Source organism: Sodalis sp. RH21 (assembly GCF_047324175.1).
Taxonomy (GTDB): domain Bacteria; phylum Pseudomonadota; class Gammaproteobacteria; order Enterobacterales; family Enterobacteriaceae; genus Acerihabitans.
Map to the genome: position 1 here is coordinate 3,392,035 of NZ_CP178732.1, position 17,089 is coordinate 3,409,123.

Genomic DNA, 17,089 nt, shown 5'->3' on the forward strand with positions numbered 1-17,089 from the left:
ATCGGCGCCGCCATGGGCATTAATCGAGGGGGCCGCCATGACGCAGCCTAAGATTGTTGTGGAATTCAAGGACGTGAATAAGCATTTTAATGCGCTGCATGTGCTTGCCGACATCAATCTCCAGGTCCGCCAGGGGGAGGTGATAGCGGTGATTGGCCCTTCCGGTTCCGGTAAAAGCACCCTGGTGCGCTGCATTAACCGCCTGGAAACGATAGACAGCGGCGAGTTGTGGATCGACGGCGGCCCGTTGCAGGACGACGGCAAGGGCCTATACCAATTACGCACCCGCATCGGCATGGTTTTTCAGCAGTTCAATCTCTATCCGCACAAGACGGTGCTGGAGAATATCTGCCTGGCCCCGATCAAAGTGAAAGGCCTGCCGCGACCGCTGGCGGAGCAGCAGGCCCACGAATTGCTCAAACGGGTGGGGATCGGCGAAAAGCACAATGCCTACCCATCGGCGCTGTCGGGGGGGCAGCAGCAGCGGGTGGCCATTGCCCGCGCCCTGGCGATGCAGCCCGGCATTTTATTGTTTGATGAACCTACCAGCGCCCTCGATCCGGAAATGGTGGGCGAGGTGCTGGAGGTGATCCGGGAATTAGCCGATACCGGCATCACCCTGATTATCGTCACCCATGAAATGGGATTCGCCAGGCAAGTGGCCGATCGCGTGCTGTTTATGGATGCGGGCCGTATCGTGGAACAGGGCGAGCCGCAAACTTTTTTCGCCCGTCCCCGGCATCCGCGGGCGCAGGAATTCCTTGCCCGGGTTATCCGGCATTATTAGCCCGCCGGCGCACGGCCACCAGGAGTAGCGAGCATGTTATTTACCGCGGTATTTGAAAATCGGGATCTGTTTATCAGCGGCGCGCTGATGACGCTGGGGTTAAGCGCAGGCGGCTGGCTGGTCGCCATTTTTACCGCGGTGCTGCTGGTGGCGATGCGCATTTCCCCCCGCCCGGCGCTTAGGTTGGCCGGAACCGGCATAGTGGAATTTGTCCGCAATATTCCGCCCATCGTGATCGTTTTTTTTGTCTATTTCGGTTTGCCCGGCGCCGGTATCCGTATCTCGTCTTTCAGCGCCGTGGTGATAGGCGTCGGCTTTTATGGCGGCGCGTTGATGTCCGAAGCCCTGCGCAGCGGCGTGTCGTCCCTGCCGCGGGGGCAATATGAAACCGCGCTGGCCACCGGCATGTCCTATCTCCAGGCCATGCGCTGGGTGGTGTTGCCGCAGGCGGTGCGTATCGTCATACCGCCCCTGGGCACCGAAACCATCAACCTGATCAAAAATACCTCGCTGGGCGCGGCGGTATCGGCGGGCGAAATTATGGGGAACGCCAATCTGGTGGGGTCGCGCACCTTCGCCTACGCCGCGGTTTTTGTGGCCACCGGCATCGTCTACATCTGCCTGACCTGGCCCATCGCGCTGGGCGTCAATACCCTCGAACGGCGGTGGTTATGGAAATAACCTTCCCCGGCCTGCAATGGTTATTAAATCCGCCGGTGCTGTTATTTTTGGCCAAGGGCATGGGCTATTCTATCATGCTGGCGCTGGCCTGCGGGCTGATTTCAATCCCGGCCGGCGCGCTGCTGGCCGCCGGACGCATGAGCCGTACGGGGTTAATCCGCTATCCCGCCACGGCGTATATCGAACTCACCCGCAGCCTGCCGCAGATGCTGATTATCTTTAGCGTCTATTTTGCCTCCGATGCGTTGGTCGGGGTGAGTTTCAGCCCCACCGCCGCCGCCATTATCGCCCTCAGCGCCTTTAACAGCGCGGTGGTGGCGGAAATTTTGCGCGCCGGCCTGCAATCCGTCGAGCGCCAAACGCTGGAAGCCGCGCAATCGCAGGCATTTTCCGCACGGCAGGTATTTTTACTGATCCGCCTGCCCCTGGCCTGGCGCAGGATGACGCCGGCGCTGATCGCGCAGTTTACCAGCTTGCTCAAAGCCACCGCGCTGACGGTGGTCATAGGCGTGCCCGAGTTTTTGGACCGGGCCATGATCGTGACCGCCAGTCCGCCTTACCGCGCCATGCCGGTGTATGTGCTGATCGCGATAATGTATTTTTGCGTCAACTTTACTATTTCGTTACTGGGACGCCGCCTTGAGCGGGCCGAAACCGGCGGGATGCGTCCTTGAAGCCCGGGCCGCGCCCGGGCGCCGGCATCCCCCGCCCCTACCGCAATAAGGATTGACTATGAGCGCTGCGCAGCCCGCCGGCATCCGGATACCACGCGCCACTTGGCCGGAGCCCGTGATTATTACCGTGAACGGCAAGCCGATGACCGCCTACCCCGGCGAAGCCTTGGGCGCCGCCCTGCTGGCCGGCGGGTACCGGACGTTGCAACGCCGCGTGCGCGATGGTTCGCCGGCGGCCATGTTCTGTCTGATGGGTGTGTGCCAGGAGTGCCAGGTATGGGTGGACGGCGTACCGGTGCTGAGTTGCCAGGTACGGGTCAAAGCCGGCATCGCGGTGAGCTTTTAACCAAACAGGATTATAGGTGGAGGATGATGGCGTGGCGACAGCTTTTGGCTTGATTATCGTCGGGGCGGGTCCCGCCGGCATGGCCGCGGCCATTGCGGCGGCCGGGCGCGGCATTGACACCTTATTGCTTGATGAACAGGACCAGGCCGGCGGCCAGTACTATCGCGCCCTGCCCGCCGGGGTAAACGGCTCGCCGCGCCGCGATCCCCATCACCTCGCCGGCGACGCGCTGCGCGCTCGCCTGTATGCCGGCCCGGCCAAGGTGGCGCTGCAACGTAAAGTCTGGCATATCCGCCTTGATGCCGCGCCCGGCGGCCCGGCTACGTTCACCTTGCAGACCCTGGGCGCCAACGGCAATGAAATATGGACCTCCCGGGCGCTGATCGTCGCCAGCGGCACCACCGAACGAGTGATTCCTTTTGCCGGCTGGACGACGCCCGGCGTGATGGGGCTGGCCGGCGCCAGCATTCTGCTCAAGGCGCACCAGATGCTGCCGGGCGGACGCACGGTGGTGGCCGGCTCCGGACCCCTGCTCGCCCTGGTGGCCGCCGGTATTATCGCCGGCGGCGGGACGGTGGCCGCCGTGGTGGATCTGGCGGGAACCGCCGATTGGCTGCGCGCGTTGCCGGGGTTAGCCACCCGGCCCGCGCTGCTGCGCCAAGGCGTGTCATGGCTGCTGCGGCTCAAGCGCGCCGGCGTCCCTATTTTTACCCGACATACGGTGGTTAACGCCCGGGGCCGGGATGGCGTCGAGAGCGTCGATATTCAGCCGGTGGATGCGCAGCGGCGCATCCAGGGGCAAACCGCACCCCGTACTCTTACCGCCGACTCGCTGGTTATCGGCCATGGACTCACCCCGGCCGGCGAGCTGTTGCGCGCGTCGGGGGTCACGTTTATTCCCCGCCCGGATGCCGGCGGGTGGGTGCCGGACTGTGATGATTATATGCGCACCTCGGTGCCGGGCCTGTTCGCCGCGGGGGATTGCGCAGGCGTGGCGGGAGCGGAAACGGCGCTGCTGCGCGGACGGCTGGCCGGCCTGGCGGCCAGCGCATTGCTCGCCGGCCTGCCGGACGACCAGTTGGCCGCGCTCACCGCCGCAACCCGGCGGGAGCTGCGACAAGCCGCACGCTTTAGCGGCGCCAGCGCCGCGCTGATGGCCATGCCGGCGGGGCTGGCCGATAGCGTCGCCCCGGAGGTCGTCGTTTGCCGGTGCGAAGGCGTTACCCTGGCGCAGATTGACTCCGCCCTGGACGCGGGCGCCAGCGAGCTCAACCAATTAAAGATCTGGAGCGGCTGCGCCATGGGGTCCTGCCAGGGCCGGTTTTGCGCTGAAATGCTGGAACACCGCCTGCGCCGGCGCGCGCTGGCGCCTCGGGTCGCAGGGCCACTGCGCGCCCGCCCGCCGGCGCGTCCGCTTTCCGTCTCGGCGCTGCTGGGCGAGGATGACGGCGCTCCCCTGATCCTGCCCGAGAAACGCCCATGACGCGCTATGATATCGCCATCGTCGGCGGCGGCATCATGGGCTGCTATGCGGCCATGTTATTGGCCGAGGCGGGCATGCGCGTCGCGGTAATTGAAAAATCCACTTTATGCGGCGGCGCATCCGGCGTGAATGCCGGCAGCCATTCAATGCAAAACAAACGGCTGCAATTGCTGCCCTACGCCCTGGAAGCCCAAGAGCTGTGGACGCGCATGAGCGCCCGGCTGGGCTATGATATGGGATATCGCCGCACCGGCGGACTGATCGTGGCGTTGACGGAGCAGGAAGCCGCGGGCCTGGAGGAAAAGACCCTGGCGCGGCGGGCCGTGGGCGTTGACGCGGAAATGATCGCCGGCGATCGCGCCCGGGCGATCGAGCCTTTGCTGTCACAATATATCCTGGCGGCCAGCTACGGTAAAACCGACGGCTATTCGGACAGCTTGCGCACCGGCCGGGCTTTTACCGGCAAACTGCGCCAGCTCGGCGTCAGCCTGTATGAGCACTGCGGGGTCGAACGCATAGCGCCGGTCCGTGACGGCTTTGTCATTGCCGGCGCAGGGGAAACCGTCTACGCCGGCCGGATATTGTTGGCCGCCGGCGCCTGGTTAAAAGAATTATTGTTAATGCTGGGGAGCGATCTGCCGGTAAGCTATCGCCTGAACCAGGCGCTGGTGCTCGATCGCATCGGCCATCGCCTGCGGGGGTTTATCGGCCACGCCTCGGGTTTGCTGACCTTGAAACAGTCCCATTCCGGCAAACTGTTGCTCGGCGGCGGATGGCCGGCGGAAGGCTGCGCGCAGGCAGGGGAATCGGTCATGCTCAGCGACAGTATTATCGGTAACCTGCGGCTGGCCCGGCGCATCTTGCCCGCCGTCGGCGCTACCTCGCTGCTGCGGGCCTGGTCGGGATTCGAGGCGGATATGCCCGATTTTTTACCGTTGGTGGGCGCGGTGCCCGGCGTGAAAAATGCCTTTGTCATCGGCTGTATCGGCGGCGGTTATACCCTCGGCCCGGTCATGGCGCAGCGCCTCTGCCAGCAGATACTTGAACGCGGCCCGGCGGATGCGGCGTTTGATCCCGCGCGCTTTTTACCCGCCGGGGTCCGGACGGTTACGGCTTGTCCGCCAGTTGCCCAAGGGTAAGCGGTTTTATCGGGAAACGCGCGCGCATCATCCCCACCGCGTCCGGCTCCGACCCGCTTTCCCGGGCCAGGGTTTCAGTGAGCGTCAGATGGCAAAACCGCCCCTGGCAGCGCCCCATGCCGCACCGACTGATGCTTTTAAATTCATTGATTCCCCGGCCCCCGGCGTTAACGTAATCGCGCACGGCGGCCAAGGTGACGTCCTCGCAGCGGCAGATCGTCGTATCGCCATGGACCGGGATACGCAGCTCCCGGGCCGGACGGTATAACACATCCAGAAACAGGCGCAGCCGCTGCCAGCGGCGCAGCCGGCGCTTGATCTCCTTGACCTCCCCGGCCTGCCGGGCGGGGTCGATGCGGTCAAGCCGCAGGGCGATGTCCAGCGCGGCTAATCGTCCGCCAAGCAGGGCCGCATCGGCGCCGGCAATCGCGGCCCCGTCGCCGGCGAGATAGATGCCGGGATGCCCCCGCAGCGCGCCGCATTCGTCGGTCTGCGCCTGCCAGCAAAGCTGGCGCCCGGACCAGCGGTGGGGCGCCCGCAAAGCCCGGGTCAGTTGGCTATCCGGTACCACGCCCTGATGCAGCAAGACCAGGTTCGCCGGCAACGTCAGCCGGCCGGCGCCGCGGGTAAAGCTAATATGGGAAACCCTCTCGTCGCCCAGCAGCGATAATCCGCTGGCGCCGGTATACACCGCCACGCCGGCACGTTTGATATCCCACTGGATTCGCATGCCCCGCAGCAGCGTCGGCCACTGGCTTAACGCGCCGAAAACATAGGGTGCGCCGCGCAGGTAATTGCCTGCCGGCGTGGTGTCCACCAGTGCCGCGATGTCCGCCCCGGCGTGCAACAGCTGTTGGGCCAGCAAATAAAGCAGCGGCCCGCAGCCCGCGAGCACGGCCGGTCCAACCGGCACCAGACGCTCGGTTTTAAGCAGCATCTGCGCCGCCCCGGCGCCCATAACGCCGGGCAACGTCCAGCCCGGTATGGGAACGGGCCGCTCCAGGGCGCCGGTGGCCACGATGATGCGCCGGGGCCGGAATTGCCGGCTACCCTCGCCCGTGCTGGCATGGACAGCAAGATCATCATCGACTTGCCATACCCGGGTGCCGCTGAGATAGCCGGCCCCGCTGGCCAAAAAAGCCTTTATCAGGGCCTGTCCGCTATCGGCGCCCCCCGGCGCTGTCGCATGCCTGCGGTAAATCCGTCCGCCGGGGCTTTCCTGTTCGTCCAACACCGTTACCGACAACCCATGTTCCCGGCAGCAAAGCGCGGCGCCGATGCCCGCCGGCCCGGCGCCGATAATCAGGACGTCCGGGGTCGATGACGCAGTAGCGTTATTCATTGCCGCGCTCCCGGTCAGCGGGCAGATTATCGCTGCGAATCGACATCCCCGCCGTCACCTTGGCCATGCATGACTGCACGGACGACCGGCCGTCAATCTCCACCAGGCACTCAAAACACGCGCCCATCATGCACCAGGGCGCGCGCGGCGAGCCATCCGCCGCCGTGACGCGAAAGCAGGCCACGCCTTGCTCCAGCAAGGCGGCGGCGACGGTCGCATCCGCCAATACGCTAAGCGGACGCTGATTAAACTCGATATTGACCCGGCGGCGCGGCAACGCCTGCGCCTGTGGGGTGATGGCTTTGAAAAGCGGCTTATCCGCCATGGGCCTGCTCCTGAAAAAGGCTGAATCGGTCGGCCAGAAACACGCCCTCGGCTAATAGCGGCGGCATGGGCCCGACGCCGGCAAACCAGGGCGCGATACCGTGGGCATGGATCGCCGCCAGCGTCACTGCGCTATGGCAGGTGGCGACAAAAGCCCCCGGATAACGAGCCGATTGCTGATAGATAGGCAGTTTGTCGGGAGTCATCACCCGCAGTGCCGCCCAAGTGCGCACCAGGGCGGCCTGCGCCAGGGAAGGGAAGGTTTCCACCCCGCGGCGCGCCAGCTTGCTGGTCGCTTCGGCGCTGGTGCGATCGTCGAACCCCGCGGCTTCTTCCGTGGACCCCAGCATCACCGTGCCATCCGCGGTTTGCCGCAGCTTATTCGTGGTTACGGGCAACAGCGGACGCACCCGTTCCGTTACCAGGACTTGTCCGCGCAATGGCGTGACGGGGGCGTAAAGCCCCAGTTGGCCGGCCAACCGGCGATTGCCTAATCCGGCGGCCAGCACGATCTTTTGCGCCGCCACCCGCACCTGGCCATTATCGGCGCTGAACCCTGAATCACCGCAGGCGATGCGCTGCACCGCCGCGCCGCGATAAATAGCGCCCCCCTGCCGGCGGATGGCGCAATGAAGGGCATAGAGTAATAGCAGCGGATTCACATCGGCATCCAGCGGGCAGAAACTGCCGCCGATAACCGCCGGGCCAATCAATGGAAACCTGGCGCGCAGGCCGGCGTTATCCAGCATCGTATAAGGGATGCCGGCCGTGGCGCCGAGCCCTTTTAGCAATTGCGCCCGCTGCGCGACTTCGGCGGCGGAGTAACCGAACCAGAAACCGCCGCTGTGCCGTAGCTCAAGGCCGATGCCGGTGCGGCGTGTCAACTCCGCGGCAAAGCGGGGCCACAGGGCGGCGGATGCGCGGGTCCAGGCCGCATAGGCGGGCTGGGACTCCCCTTTGCCCTGTACCCAGATTTGGCCGAAGTTGCCGCGCGATGCGCGAAAGGCCACATCCCCCTCATCCAGGACGGCAACCCGGATGCCCCGCCGGCCCATGCCGTAGGCGATGGCGGAACCCACCAGGCCGCCGCCGATAATCAGGCAATCCGCCGCCGGCTCGCCGCAGCTGTGCGCTTGCATAGTCTTACCTCATTCCTGCAGCGCCCGCCGAAAGCGGATCTCAAGAAACCGCGCGGTTAACGTCAGCGGCAGGATAATCATGACAAACAGGCCAGCGACCACGGTCAGCACCTCGATGGGCCGAAAGGTATTGATGCTGATTTGCTGTCCCACATACAAAATATCCGCCACGGCGATATATCCCACCAGCGCGGTATTTTTGATCACCAGCACGCATTGGCCGATAAGCGGGGGGAAGATTTGCCGAAAGGCCAGCGGCCCGATAATCCGCTTTAATACCTGGGTGCGGGTCATTCCCACGGAATAACCCGCTTCAATATATCCACGGTCGATGGACTGAATGCCGCCGCGGAATATTTCAGCAAAAAAAGCCGAGCTATACCATGCCAGCGCCAATACCGATGTCATAAAAGCCGAGGGCGATAGCCCGAACAGCAAGGGCAGGCAATAATACATCCAGACCAGCAGTACCAGTGAGGGAATCGATCTCGTGACCTCGACCAATACCGTTACCGGCACAGACAGCCACAGCGAACCCGACGTGCGCAGCAAGGCGAACAGAATGCCGAGGGCGATGCCCAACACCACGGTTAGACCGGATAACGAGAGGGTCAAATAAACCGCGTGGCGTAATAAGTCGCGATATTCCCAGACAACATTAAAATCCCATACGTATGCGCCGGAGTGCATAGCGGCATCCTATATCTGACGAGTGAAAGTGCGGTCTGTATGTTCCTGCTGCTGCCGATAGCGTCCGGCAAAAGCGCGGGTGCGTTCACGCGCCTCGGGGCCAAAAATATAATCAGGAGTGCCGCTGTCGTAAATCGAGCCCGCTTCGAGGAAAAAAATCCGATCGCAAATCTGGTGGGCAAAACCCATTTCATGGGTGACGATGATCATGGTTTGGCCCTCATCCGCCAGTGTCCGGATAACCTGCAGCACCTCGGTCACCAGTTCCGGATCGAGGGCGGAGGTGGGCTCATCCAATAACACAATCTTTGGCTGCAGCGCCAGCGGCCCTTCGATAACATTCTCCGGCACCGTGCCATGGGGTTCCATGCTATTTTGCCTCGGGATAAAGGTATTTATCCCAAATAAGCTTGAATTCGCCGTCGGCGCGGTAATAGTCAATGGCGATATTCAGCCATTCCTTTAGCTGGGTACTGCCTTTGCGCACCGCGAAATTCGACGGCGTTGCGATCGGGTCTTTCGGCATCACTATCGTGCCCTTGCCCTTGGCTTGCCGGTAAAGCTGCAAGATCGGCTCGCTGGAAACGATGGCATCCACCCGGCCGCTTTCCAATTCCATCACCATGGCGTCATACCCTTTGACCAGCGACCAAGTCACATCGGGTATTAACCTGCGCGCCGCGATGGTGGTCGCGCCCCCTTCTATGGCGGCGATGCGAAACTGCGGCTTATTGAGCGTCGCCCAGTGGGAATAGGCCTCCGCGGGTTCGTTGAGGGTGAGTAAGCCAATCTGGATATCCGTAACCGGTTTGGTGAAGTCAACCGCCAGGGCGCGCTGCGGGGTGGCGCCATAGGCGCCAATAATATCAAATCGGCCGGATTGCAGGCCGGCCGCCGCCGAGCCCCAATCGGTGGGAACATATTCAACTTTAACGCCGATGGAAGAAAATATCAGCTCGGAGATGTCAGGTATAATACCAACCCACTGTCCGCTTTTAAGATCCTTTTTATAATTAGGAAATGATTCCACCGCCCCTATTCTTACTACTTTATCTTTAATTATGCGATCAAAGTCATCATCCGCCTGGGCTCGCACCGGGATCGCCACTAACGCTAATACCAGGGCCAGCACATAGGGAAATATAAAACTTCCGCGCCGATCGGCAGCCATAAGCTATTCATCCTTAATTTATGGATTTATTATTTATAATAATCATCGCGTGTCAGGAATATTATAAAGCATGTTGACAGTATGAATATACAGCAAATAAAACGCTCATTTGAAATGTTTTTTTTAACTTTATTAAGCTAAATAATGATTTTATTAAGCCACGCCGGCACGGCGCGCCGACGGCACGCGGCGCGTCGCCTTTGGGAGGGGGATCGGCGATGATAATAGCGGCAAAAACGCAGGCGAGCGGTTGCGGCCCGGGACGGGGTTCAGCGGCGGATAATAGGCGGCGGCACAAAGGCCCGCACCGCGGGCAAGGGGTCATCATAGCGGACAAGATCAACTACCGCGATTTGCCCGATACAGCCCTGCCCCAGCGCCGAAGTGCCGATATCCAGGGTTAATACGTTGGGGTTGCCATGCACGCAAAAAGGAATGTCATCCCGCGGATCATAGGGATCAAACCATGCGCCGGTGGGCACCTGAATCACTCCCGGCATGATGGCTTCGCTGATATCGGCCGACGCCAATATCGCCCCGAGTCCGTTGAATATCTTGATAATGTCGCCCTGGCGCACCCCTTTGCCCGCCGCATCCAGCGGATGGATTTTACACACTTCGCGTCCGCGCCGCTTAGCGTCCCCGCTATGGCGGCCAAAATCCAGTTGGCTATGCAAGCGCGTGGCCGGCTGGTTGGCTATCAGATAAAACGGGTGGGTTTCATCGCACCGCAGCCGCGGCGCCAGCCATACCGGGTGGCCGGGGCAATCCGCATAACCGAAGCGGTCGATGGTGCTGGAGAAAATTTCAATCTTGCCGCTGGGCGTCGGCAGGGGATGGCCGGCGGGATCTGTGCGAAAATTACGCAGCAGCCTGCCGCCGTCTTTAATTTGCGGCAAATACAGCGAACCTTGCGCCCAGAACGTGTCGAAATCCGGCGCCGGCGCGCCGTGCGCCGCCAGCTTGTCCGCCATTTGCCCATAGAGTTGGCGCAGCCACTGCCCGCTGGTGCGGCCCTCGCTGAAGGCGGCCTCGGTGCCGAGGCGGCGGGCCAAATCGTTGAAAATATCGTAATCATCCCTGGCCTGGCCATAGGGTTCCCGCACTTGCTGCATGGCCACCAGTAAATTGTCCGTCGCCGTGCCGCCGATATCATCGCGCTCCAGCGTCAGGGTGCAGGGCAAGACGATATCCGCATGCCGCGCGGTCGGCGTCCAGTGTATTTCATGCACGACCAGCGTATCCAGGGTATTGAACGCGCGCCGCAATCGGCCCAGATCCTGGTGATGATGAAACGGATTGCCGCCGGCCCAATAGGCCAGCGCGATATGCGGATAGGTCAGCTTGTGGCCGTTATAGTCATACTGTTCGCCCGGATGAAGCAGCATATCCGCCACCCTGGCCACCGGAATATAGGTTTTAACCCCGTTGCGGCCCTGGGGAAACGCGGGAAAAGCGACGGCATTATGATGCTTGCCGTAGTGGCCGATGGCCCCCAGCGCATAATTATAACCGCCCCCCGGCAAACCCGGCTGCCCCAGCACGGCGGCCAGCGCCAGCCCGAGCCAGACCGGCTGTTCGCCGTGCTGCGCGCGCTGCAATGAATGCGCGACCGTCACCATCAGGCGTTTGCCCGCCAGGCGCTGCGCCAGCGCGGCGATATCCGCGGCCGGCACCTGACAGATATCCGCCGCCCAGGCCGGGGTTTTCGGCTGGCCGTCGGTATGGCCCAGCACATACTGTTCGAAGATGTCCCATCCTTCACAGTAACGCGCCAGGAACCCCCGGTCCGCCCAGCCGTTGACCACGATGTCATAAATCAGCGCCAGCATCAGCGCCGCATCGGTGCCGGGCACGATGGTATGCCATTCGGCGCGGGATTCCGCCGGCATATCGGATTGCAGCGGACTGAAGTAGATAAATTCCGCCCCCCTGGCCGCCGCCTGGCGCATAAAATCGCGCTCCGTATGGCGGCTGATGCCGCCGCTGGCCACCTGGGAGTTTTTCAGCGCCATCCCGCCGAACGACAGCACGATTTCGCTGTATTCGGCAATCTCTTCCCAGCTGACGCCCCGGCGCGCCACTTCATCCAGATCGCCGAGAATATGCGGCAATAAAACGGCGGAAGCCCCGGCGCTGTAACTGTTAACCGAGCGCACATAGCCGCCCAGCGAGGTATTGAGAAAGCGATGCACCTGGCTTTGCGCATGATGAAAGCGCCCGGCGCTGGACCAGCCGTAGGAGCCGCCGAAAATGGCCTCCGGACCGTACCGCCGCTGTACCCGGCGCAATTCCTGCGCCAACAGGTCGAGCACCTCGTCCCACTCCATTTCAATGTATTCGTCGTGCCCGCGCCGGCGATCGGGGCCCGGCCCATTCTCCAGCCAGCCGCGCCGTACCGCGGGTTTTGCTACCCTGCAGGGATGGTCAAGCGCATCGACAAAGTTGTCGATGAGACGATTGGGATTGGGATCGTCCGCAAAGGGTTTTACCGTCAGGCCCTGTTGACCTACGCTTGCGGTAAATACCCCCCAATGGGAACTGTGCATTTTTTCACGACGCGTCATAAGGCTCCATCACGGTGCGGCGAGCGGCTGTCAATTGGCCCGGAAGTAAGGTTAAAAGTATAAATCGCGGCAGCGCCCAGGCTACTGGCCGTTCATCCAATCCCTAGTCCCTATCCTAGTCCCGTACCATTTTTTCCAGGCTGACGCCACCAGCGGCAATAGGCGCCGGGACAGGTTTGTAACACAACATAAACAAAAAAAATTCATTACACAACATCAATCAAAAAGATCAATTTATCCTAAGCATATGACTTATTTGCACGTTCCCCGCCGTGGCCGACAAAAGAAACGCCGCAGCGACCCCGCCGCGGTGAAAGAGGATGCGCACGGCCTGGCGATTTAGTGCTGGCGTAAATCGCTGAGGAAACGCTTGGCGCGCTCATGCTGCGGATCGGTAAAAAATTGCTCGGGCGCGGCCTTTTCCAGAATTTGCCCCTGATCCATAAACCAGACGGTGTCCGCTACGTCGCGGGCAAAGTTCATTTCGTGCGTAACGCACATCATGGTCATCCCCTCCTGGGCCAGCCCGCGCATCACGTTTAGCACTTCACCCACCATTTCCGGGTCGAGCGCGGAAGTCGGTTCATCAAACAACATCACCGGCGGTTTCATGGCTAATGCGCGCGCTATCGCCACGCGCTGCTGCTGGCCGCCTGATAATTGCGCCGGATAGGCATCCGCCTTGTTTGATAATCCCACGCGCTCCAGCAACTCGCCCGCGTGGCTGCGCGCTTCGGTTCGCTTGATTCCCAGCACTTTCACCGGCGACATCATGATATTTTCGATCACCGACACATGCGGGAACAGATTGAAGCTCTGGAAAACAAAACCGATGCGTCTGCGCAAATGATTCAGGCGCATGCTGCTGCCGTGGATATCAATGCCGTCAAACAGGATTTGCCCTTGTTCAATGGGTTCAAGGCGATTAACGGTACGAATCAGCGTCGACTTTCCGGAGCCTGAAGGGCCGCACACCACCACCACTTCGCCGCTTTTGATTTCAGCGCTCAGATTGGTCAGCGCCTGATATTCGCCATACCACTTGTTGACCTGATGGAACAATATCATTGGTCTCATTCTCTTTCCTTATTGCGATTGAGTTTTGGTCAGCAGTATGCTTTTTGCCGCTATTGTCCCTTCAGGGGGACTATTACGGCGCTTGCGCGCAATACGCTCTTCGAGCTTATTGGCCACCCAGGTCAGACTGAAACAGATGAGGTAATAACTTATCGCCACAATCGCAAAGACCTGGAAAGGTTTAGTCAGTAATTGGTTATTCACCTGGTTGGCCGCATAGGTCAGTTCCGGGACATTAATTACGTAACCCAGGGTGCTGTCTTTAATAATGGAGACCAATTGGCTGACTAAGCTTGGCAGCGTGTTGTAAAGGGCCTGGGGTAAAATGACCAGGCGGAGAGCTTTCATATAACTCATGCCCAGCGCGCGCGAGGCTTCATATTGTCCGCCCGGTAAGGCCTGAATGCCGCCGCGGACGATCTCCGCAATGTAGGCGCTCTCATAAATAACCAGCGTACATAACATGGTCGAGAAGCCGCTAATATTATGGCCGATCAGCAGCGGCACACAGAAATAGGTCCAGAATACGACCATCAGCAACGGGATGCCGCGCAGCAGATACACCCAGCAGGCGGCGGGCCAACTCAGCCAGGGAAACGGCGACAGCCGGGCCAGGCCCAGCAATACGCCCAGCGGCAAAGCCAGCAGCACCGCCAAACACGAAATCAGCAAGGTACAAAGAAGGCCGCCCAATGCCCCGTTCGGATACTGCCCCATGAGAAACAACATTCCGTTATCATGCACAATGGTGAAGATATCAGACATGGGATTACCTCGCGTAGGCGCGCTGGAAACGACGGGCCAGCAACGCGCCGGCGGCCATCAACAACAGTGAAAAGAACAGATAGCCGGCGGATGCCACCAGGTAAGATTCAAATGTCCGGAAGGTCTTGTTTTCGATGTCGCGGGTGACATAGGTCAACTCGGCCACGCCAATCACCATCGCCAGGCTGGTATTTTTGAATAACAGCACCGTATGGTTAAGCAGCGATGGCAGCGCATTGCGAATGCCCTGCGGCAACACCACCGAACGCATCGCCCGGATATACCCCATGCCCAAGGACCGCGCGGCTTCGTTCTGGCCGTCGGGAATAGCGCGTAAACCGCTGCGGATATCCTCGGAAAAATAAGCCGCCTGGCACAGACCCAGGGCGAACATGGAGAAAATGAATTCGGCATCGAAATCATTGATCCACATCTGCACTGATTCCGGGAACAGCGTGGGTATGGCGAAATACCACATCATTAACTGAATCAGCGTCGGCACATTGCGATGGTATGAAACGTAAGCCTGCACGGCGAACACCGCCGCGCGTTTGTGAGTCAAGCGGATGACCACGAGCAGTAAGGCTATCAACATGGCCAACAGCCAGGAACCCAGCGCAAGCTTTAGGGTGACGACCGTACCGTCGATTATCATCTGCCCAAACTGGCCGGTCATGACGGCGCCAAAATCGAGTGTCATCGCGGATTCACCCCTCTAGGATTGACCATACTTATTGCGCGCGGTCGCCGGGACGCATGGTGGAAAGCCCCCCCGGCACCTGCAACGTCGGCGTAATCTCGATATTGCCGATATTGACCGCCACCGGGGCCGCCAGAGCAAAGGCGACGCAGTCGGCGATATCCTTGGCCTGCGGGAGCTCAAAACCATCGATAAAGCGGCGGCGTGCTTCCGCCTGGTCGCCCATCACGTTGCCAAAAATATCCGTTGCCACGCGGCCTGGGCAAATCTCGGTGATGCGGACGCGTTTGCCGTAGCAATCAACGCGCAATTGGCGAGAAAGCGCATGTACGCCCGCTTTGGTGGCGTGATAAATGGAGTTGCCATTGAAGTTATAAATCGCGGCAATCGAGGTAATATTGATAACGTGGCCGCAATCGCGGGCAACCATTCCCGGCACCAGCAGGCGGCAAAGATGCAAGACCGCGCGCAGATTGACATCCACCTGGGTATCGATGGCCTCTTCATCAGCATCCAAAATAGAACCCGGACGCGATACCCCGGCGTTATTGACCAGAATATCGACATCGATTTCCCGGCACAGGCGCGTCAGGGCGTCCAGATCGCCGACATCGATAGCGTGCGGGATACAGCCAGTGCGGGCGGCCAGCGCGGTGAGCTGCGCTGCGCGCCGTGCGAGAGCATGTACCGTGATGCCTTCCTGGCACAGGCGCTCGACAATGGCTTCACCCATCCCGGCGGATGCCCCGGTGACCAATGCGGTTTTGTAATCTGCGAACGGCATTTATCTCTCCTGTAAAGGCTTCGGCTCAGTTATTTTGCCGATTTGGATATGTCATCTGACTTTATCCAGTTATCCCCGACCGGCATAAGACATAAACGGTTTGAGGCGATAAGGGGGGCTTATAACACCGTGGTTTCCCCCGGCGGCAGGCTCAACTGCCGGGAAGGCGGCACCAGGGGGATGCCGAGTTCGGCGATAATATCGCGCAAGATATCAATCATGGCGATGGATTCAGGGGTATCGCCATGCACCAGAATCGAAGACGCATCAACGGGTAAAGTGGCGCCATCAATGCTTTGCACCGTACCTTGCGTCAGAAGCTGGCGCACCCGGGCGCGAACCCGGCTGGCATCATGGATAACCGCGCCCGGCTTTGACCGGCTGACCAGCAGGCCGTTGCTTTCATAGGCGCGATCGGCCAAAAAGGTACAAACCACCGGCAGATCCAGCCGGCGCGCCGCGCGTTCAACGGCATTTCCCGGCATGGTGCTGATGATCATGCGCGGGTCGAGATGCTTAACCGCCCGCAGCAGCACCTCTGCGAGCGCGTCATCCTCCGACACCATATTGCCCAGCGCGCCGTGAAAACTCATATGCGTCAGGGGATAGCGCGCGGCGCAAGCGAATGCCGACAGCGCGCCCAATTGATAGGTAACGTAATGGGCCATCACCGCCGGCTCGATTTGCATGCGCCGGCGGCCAAAACCCAGTAAATCGGGAAACCCCACATGCGCCCCCAAATCGACCTGGTTTTTCTTGGCCAGCGCCACCGTGTTGGCCATAATGACCGCATCGCCGGCGTGAAAACCGCAGGCGACATTGGCGGAGGTGATGCGCGCCATCAGGGCGGCGTCGTTCGCTATCTGGTAATCCCCGAAGCCCTCGCCGATATCGGCATTAAGATCTATGTATTTCATGCCGCCATCTCCGCGCTGCGTAACAGGATAATTTCGCTGCCGTATTCCACGCTGTCGCCTTGATCTACGGCCAGCGATTCAACCGTGCCGTCCACCGGACTGCGCAGCGGCAAATAGAGCAACCCGACTTTCAACAACGCCAGCATGGCGTTTTTTTGTACTTCGGCGCCCGGTGACGTAAACGGCAGTCCATTGGATGGATGATGCAATAACACGGTCCCCGGCATCGGGGCGCATAGCGCCGCGGTGGCGCCCACCGGCACCGGGTTCGCGTCAGTCACGATAGCCTCGCCAGGGAACGGTATGATTTGCGCGGCCGCCGGCGCATATTGCAGGCGGACATGATAATTGTTGCCGCTGAATTCGATACTTCCCAAGCCTGATGCGCGCATTTTTTGTGCGATTTGCCGTAAATCTTGTAACGCTTTTTTATCCATATTCATCTTTCACGGGTGGTCGAAGTGGGAATGCCCCTGCGTCATGACGACGGCAAAGCGTTCCGT

The 17,089-nt window shown here is 60.7% G+C and carries 19 protein-coding genes; 6 read left to right on the forward strand and 13 right to left on the reverse strand.

Features of this window, described 5'->3' with window-relative positions; genetic code table 11:
* The first annotated feature begins 37 nt into the window (after positions 1-37).
* Genes ACL2XP_RS15505 through ACL2XP_RS15530 form a run of 6 tightly spaced genes read left to right on the forward strand, consistent with a single transcriptional unit; the run spans position 38 to position 5,110 of the window.
* Positions 38-787, forward strand: a complete 750-nt coding sequence (locus ACL2XP_RS15505) for an amino acid ABC transporter ATP-binding protein (RefSeq protein ID WP_413733686.1) — start codon at positions 38-40, stop codon at positions 785-787.
* Positions 788-820: 33 nt separating this feature from the next.
* Positions 821-1,468 (forward strand): amino acid ABC transporter permease, encoded by a 648-nt coding sequence (locus tag ACL2XP_RS15510; RefSeq protein ID WP_413733687.1) that lies wholly within the window; start codon positions 821-823, stop codon positions 1,466-1,468.
* Positions 1,459-2,142 carry an amino acid ABC transporter permease gene (locus ACL2XP_RS15515; RefSeq protein WP_413733688.1) on the forward strand — a complete coding sequence of 228 codons (684 nt, stop codon included), beginning with the start codon at positions 1,459-1,461 and terminating at the stop codon, positions 2,140-2,142. The genes ACL2XP_RS15510 and ACL2XP_RS15515 overlap by 10 nt, the downstream gene beginning before the upstream one ends.
* A gap of 58 nt (positions 2,143-2,200) precedes the next feature.
* Positions 2,201-2,488, forward strand: coding sequence for a 2Fe-2S iron-sulfur cluster-binding protein (locus ACL2XP_RS15520; RefSeq protein ID WP_413733689.1), 288 nt, complete (start codon positions 2,201-2,203; stop codon positions 2,486-2,488).
* A 31-nt stretch (positions 2,489-2,519) separates the two neighbouring features.
* A complete protein-coding gene (locus tag ACL2XP_RS15525; RefSeq protein WP_413733691.1) occupies positions 2,520-3,971 on the forward strand; it encodes an NAD(P)/FAD-dependent oxidoreductase in 1,452 nt (483 codons plus the stop codon).
* Positions 3,968-5,110, forward strand: coding sequence for an NAD(P)/FAD-dependent oxidoreductase (locus tag ACL2XP_RS15530; RefSeq protein WP_413733692.1), 1,143 nt, complete (start codon positions 3,968-3,970; stop codon positions 5,108-5,110). The genes ACL2XP_RS15525 and ACL2XP_RS15530 overlap by 4 nt, the downstream gene beginning before the upstream one ends.
* Here ACL2XP_RS15530 and ACL2XP_RS15535 read toward each other — a convergent pair.
* From ACL2XP_RS15535 to ACL2XP_RS15595, 13 genes are all read right to left on the reverse strand, one after another.
* Positions 5,079-6,452, reverse strand: coding sequence for an NAD(P)/FAD-dependent oxidoreductase (locus tag ACL2XP_RS15535; protein ID WP_413733694.1), 1,374 nt, complete (start codon positions 6,450-6,452; stop codon positions 5,079-5,081). The genes ACL2XP_RS15530 and ACL2XP_RS15535 overlap by 32 nt on opposite strands.
* Positions 6,445-6,777 carry a (2Fe-2S)-binding protein gene (locus tag ACL2XP_RS15540; protein ID WP_413733696.1) on the reverse strand — a complete coding sequence of 111 codons (333 nt, stop codon included), beginning with the start codon at positions 6,775-6,777 and terminating at the stop codon, positions 6,445-6,447. The genes ACL2XP_RS15535 and ACL2XP_RS15540 overlap by 8 nt, the downstream gene beginning before the upstream one ends.
* A complete protein-coding gene (locus ACL2XP_RS15545) occupies positions 6,767-7,915 on the reverse strand; it encodes an NAD(P)/FAD-dependent oxidoreductase (protein ID WP_413733698.1) in 1,149 nt (382 codons plus the stop codon). Before ACL2XP_RS15545 ends, ACL2XP_RS15540 begins: the two co-directional genes overlap by 11 nt.
* 9 nt (positions 7,916-7,924) lie before the next feature.
* Positions 7,925-8,605, reverse strand: coding sequence for an amino acid ABC transporter permease (locus tag ACL2XP_RS15550; RefSeq protein ID WP_413733700.1), 681 nt, complete (start codon positions 8,603-8,605; stop codon positions 7,925-7,927).
* A gap of 9 nt (positions 8,606-8,614) precedes the next feature.
* The gene (locus tag ACL2XP_RS15555) at positions 8,615-8,974 is read right to left on the reverse strand and encodes a hypothetical protein (protein WP_413733701.1); all 360 of its coding nucleotides are present in this window, start codon (positions 8,972-8,974) and stop codon (positions 8,615-8,617) included.
* Between the two features lies 1 nt (position 8,975).
* Positions 8,976-9,776, reverse strand: a complete 801-nt coding sequence (locus ACL2XP_RS15560; RefSeq protein ID WP_413733702.1) for a transporter substrate-binding domain-containing protein — start codon at positions 9,774-9,776, stop codon at positions 8,976-8,978.
* A gap of 269 nt (positions 9,777-10,045) precedes the next feature.
* Positions 10,046-12,343: a molybdopterin-dependent oxidoreductase gene (locus ACL2XP_RS15565; protein ID WP_413733704.1), complete on the reverse strand. Its 2,298-nt coding sequence runs from the start codon at positions 12,341-12,343 to the stop codon at positions 10,046-10,048.
* A gap of 339 nt (positions 12,344-12,682) precedes the next feature.
* Positions 12,683-13,420 (reverse strand): amino acid ABC transporter ATP-binding protein, encoded by a 738-nt coding sequence (locus ACL2XP_RS15570; RefSeq protein WP_413733705.1) that lies wholly within the window; start codon positions 13,418-13,420, stop codon positions 12,683-12,685.
* A gap of 9 nt (positions 13,421-13,429) precedes the next feature.
* A complete protein-coding gene (locus tag ACL2XP_RS15575) occupies positions 13,430-14,185 on the reverse strand; it encodes an amino acid ABC transporter permease (protein WP_413733706.1) in 756 nt (251 codons plus the stop codon).
* A gap of 4 nt (positions 14,186-14,189) precedes the next feature.
* On the reverse strand, positions 14,190-14,885 hold the full coding sequence (locus ACL2XP_RS15580) for an amino acid ABC transporter permease (protein ID WP_413733708.1): 696 nt from the start codon (positions 14,883-14,885) through the stop codon (positions 14,190-14,192).
* Between the two features lie 31 nt (positions 14,886-14,916).
* Positions 14,917-15,669, reverse strand: coding sequence for an SDR family oxidoreductase (locus ACL2XP_RS15585; protein WP_413733710.1), 753 nt, complete (start codon positions 15,667-15,669; stop codon positions 14,917-14,919).
* Positions 15,670-15,788: 119 nt separating this feature from the next.
* Positions 15,789-16,586 carry a LamB/YcsF family protein gene (locus tag ACL2XP_RS15590; RefSeq protein ID WP_413733711.1) on the reverse strand — a complete coding sequence of 266 codons (798 nt, stop codon included), beginning with the start codon at positions 16,584-16,586 and terminating at the stop codon, positions 15,789-15,791.
* Positions 16,583-17,023 carry an acetyl-CoA carboxylase biotin carboxyl carrier protein gene (locus ACL2XP_RS15595; protein WP_413733713.1) on the reverse strand — a complete coding sequence of 147 codons (441 nt, stop codon included), beginning with the start codon at positions 17,021-17,023 and terminating at the stop codon, positions 16,583-16,585. The genes ACL2XP_RS15590 and ACL2XP_RS15595 overlap by 4 nt, the downstream gene beginning before the upstream one ends.
* Between the last annotated feature and the right edge of the window lie 66 nt (positions 17,024-17,089).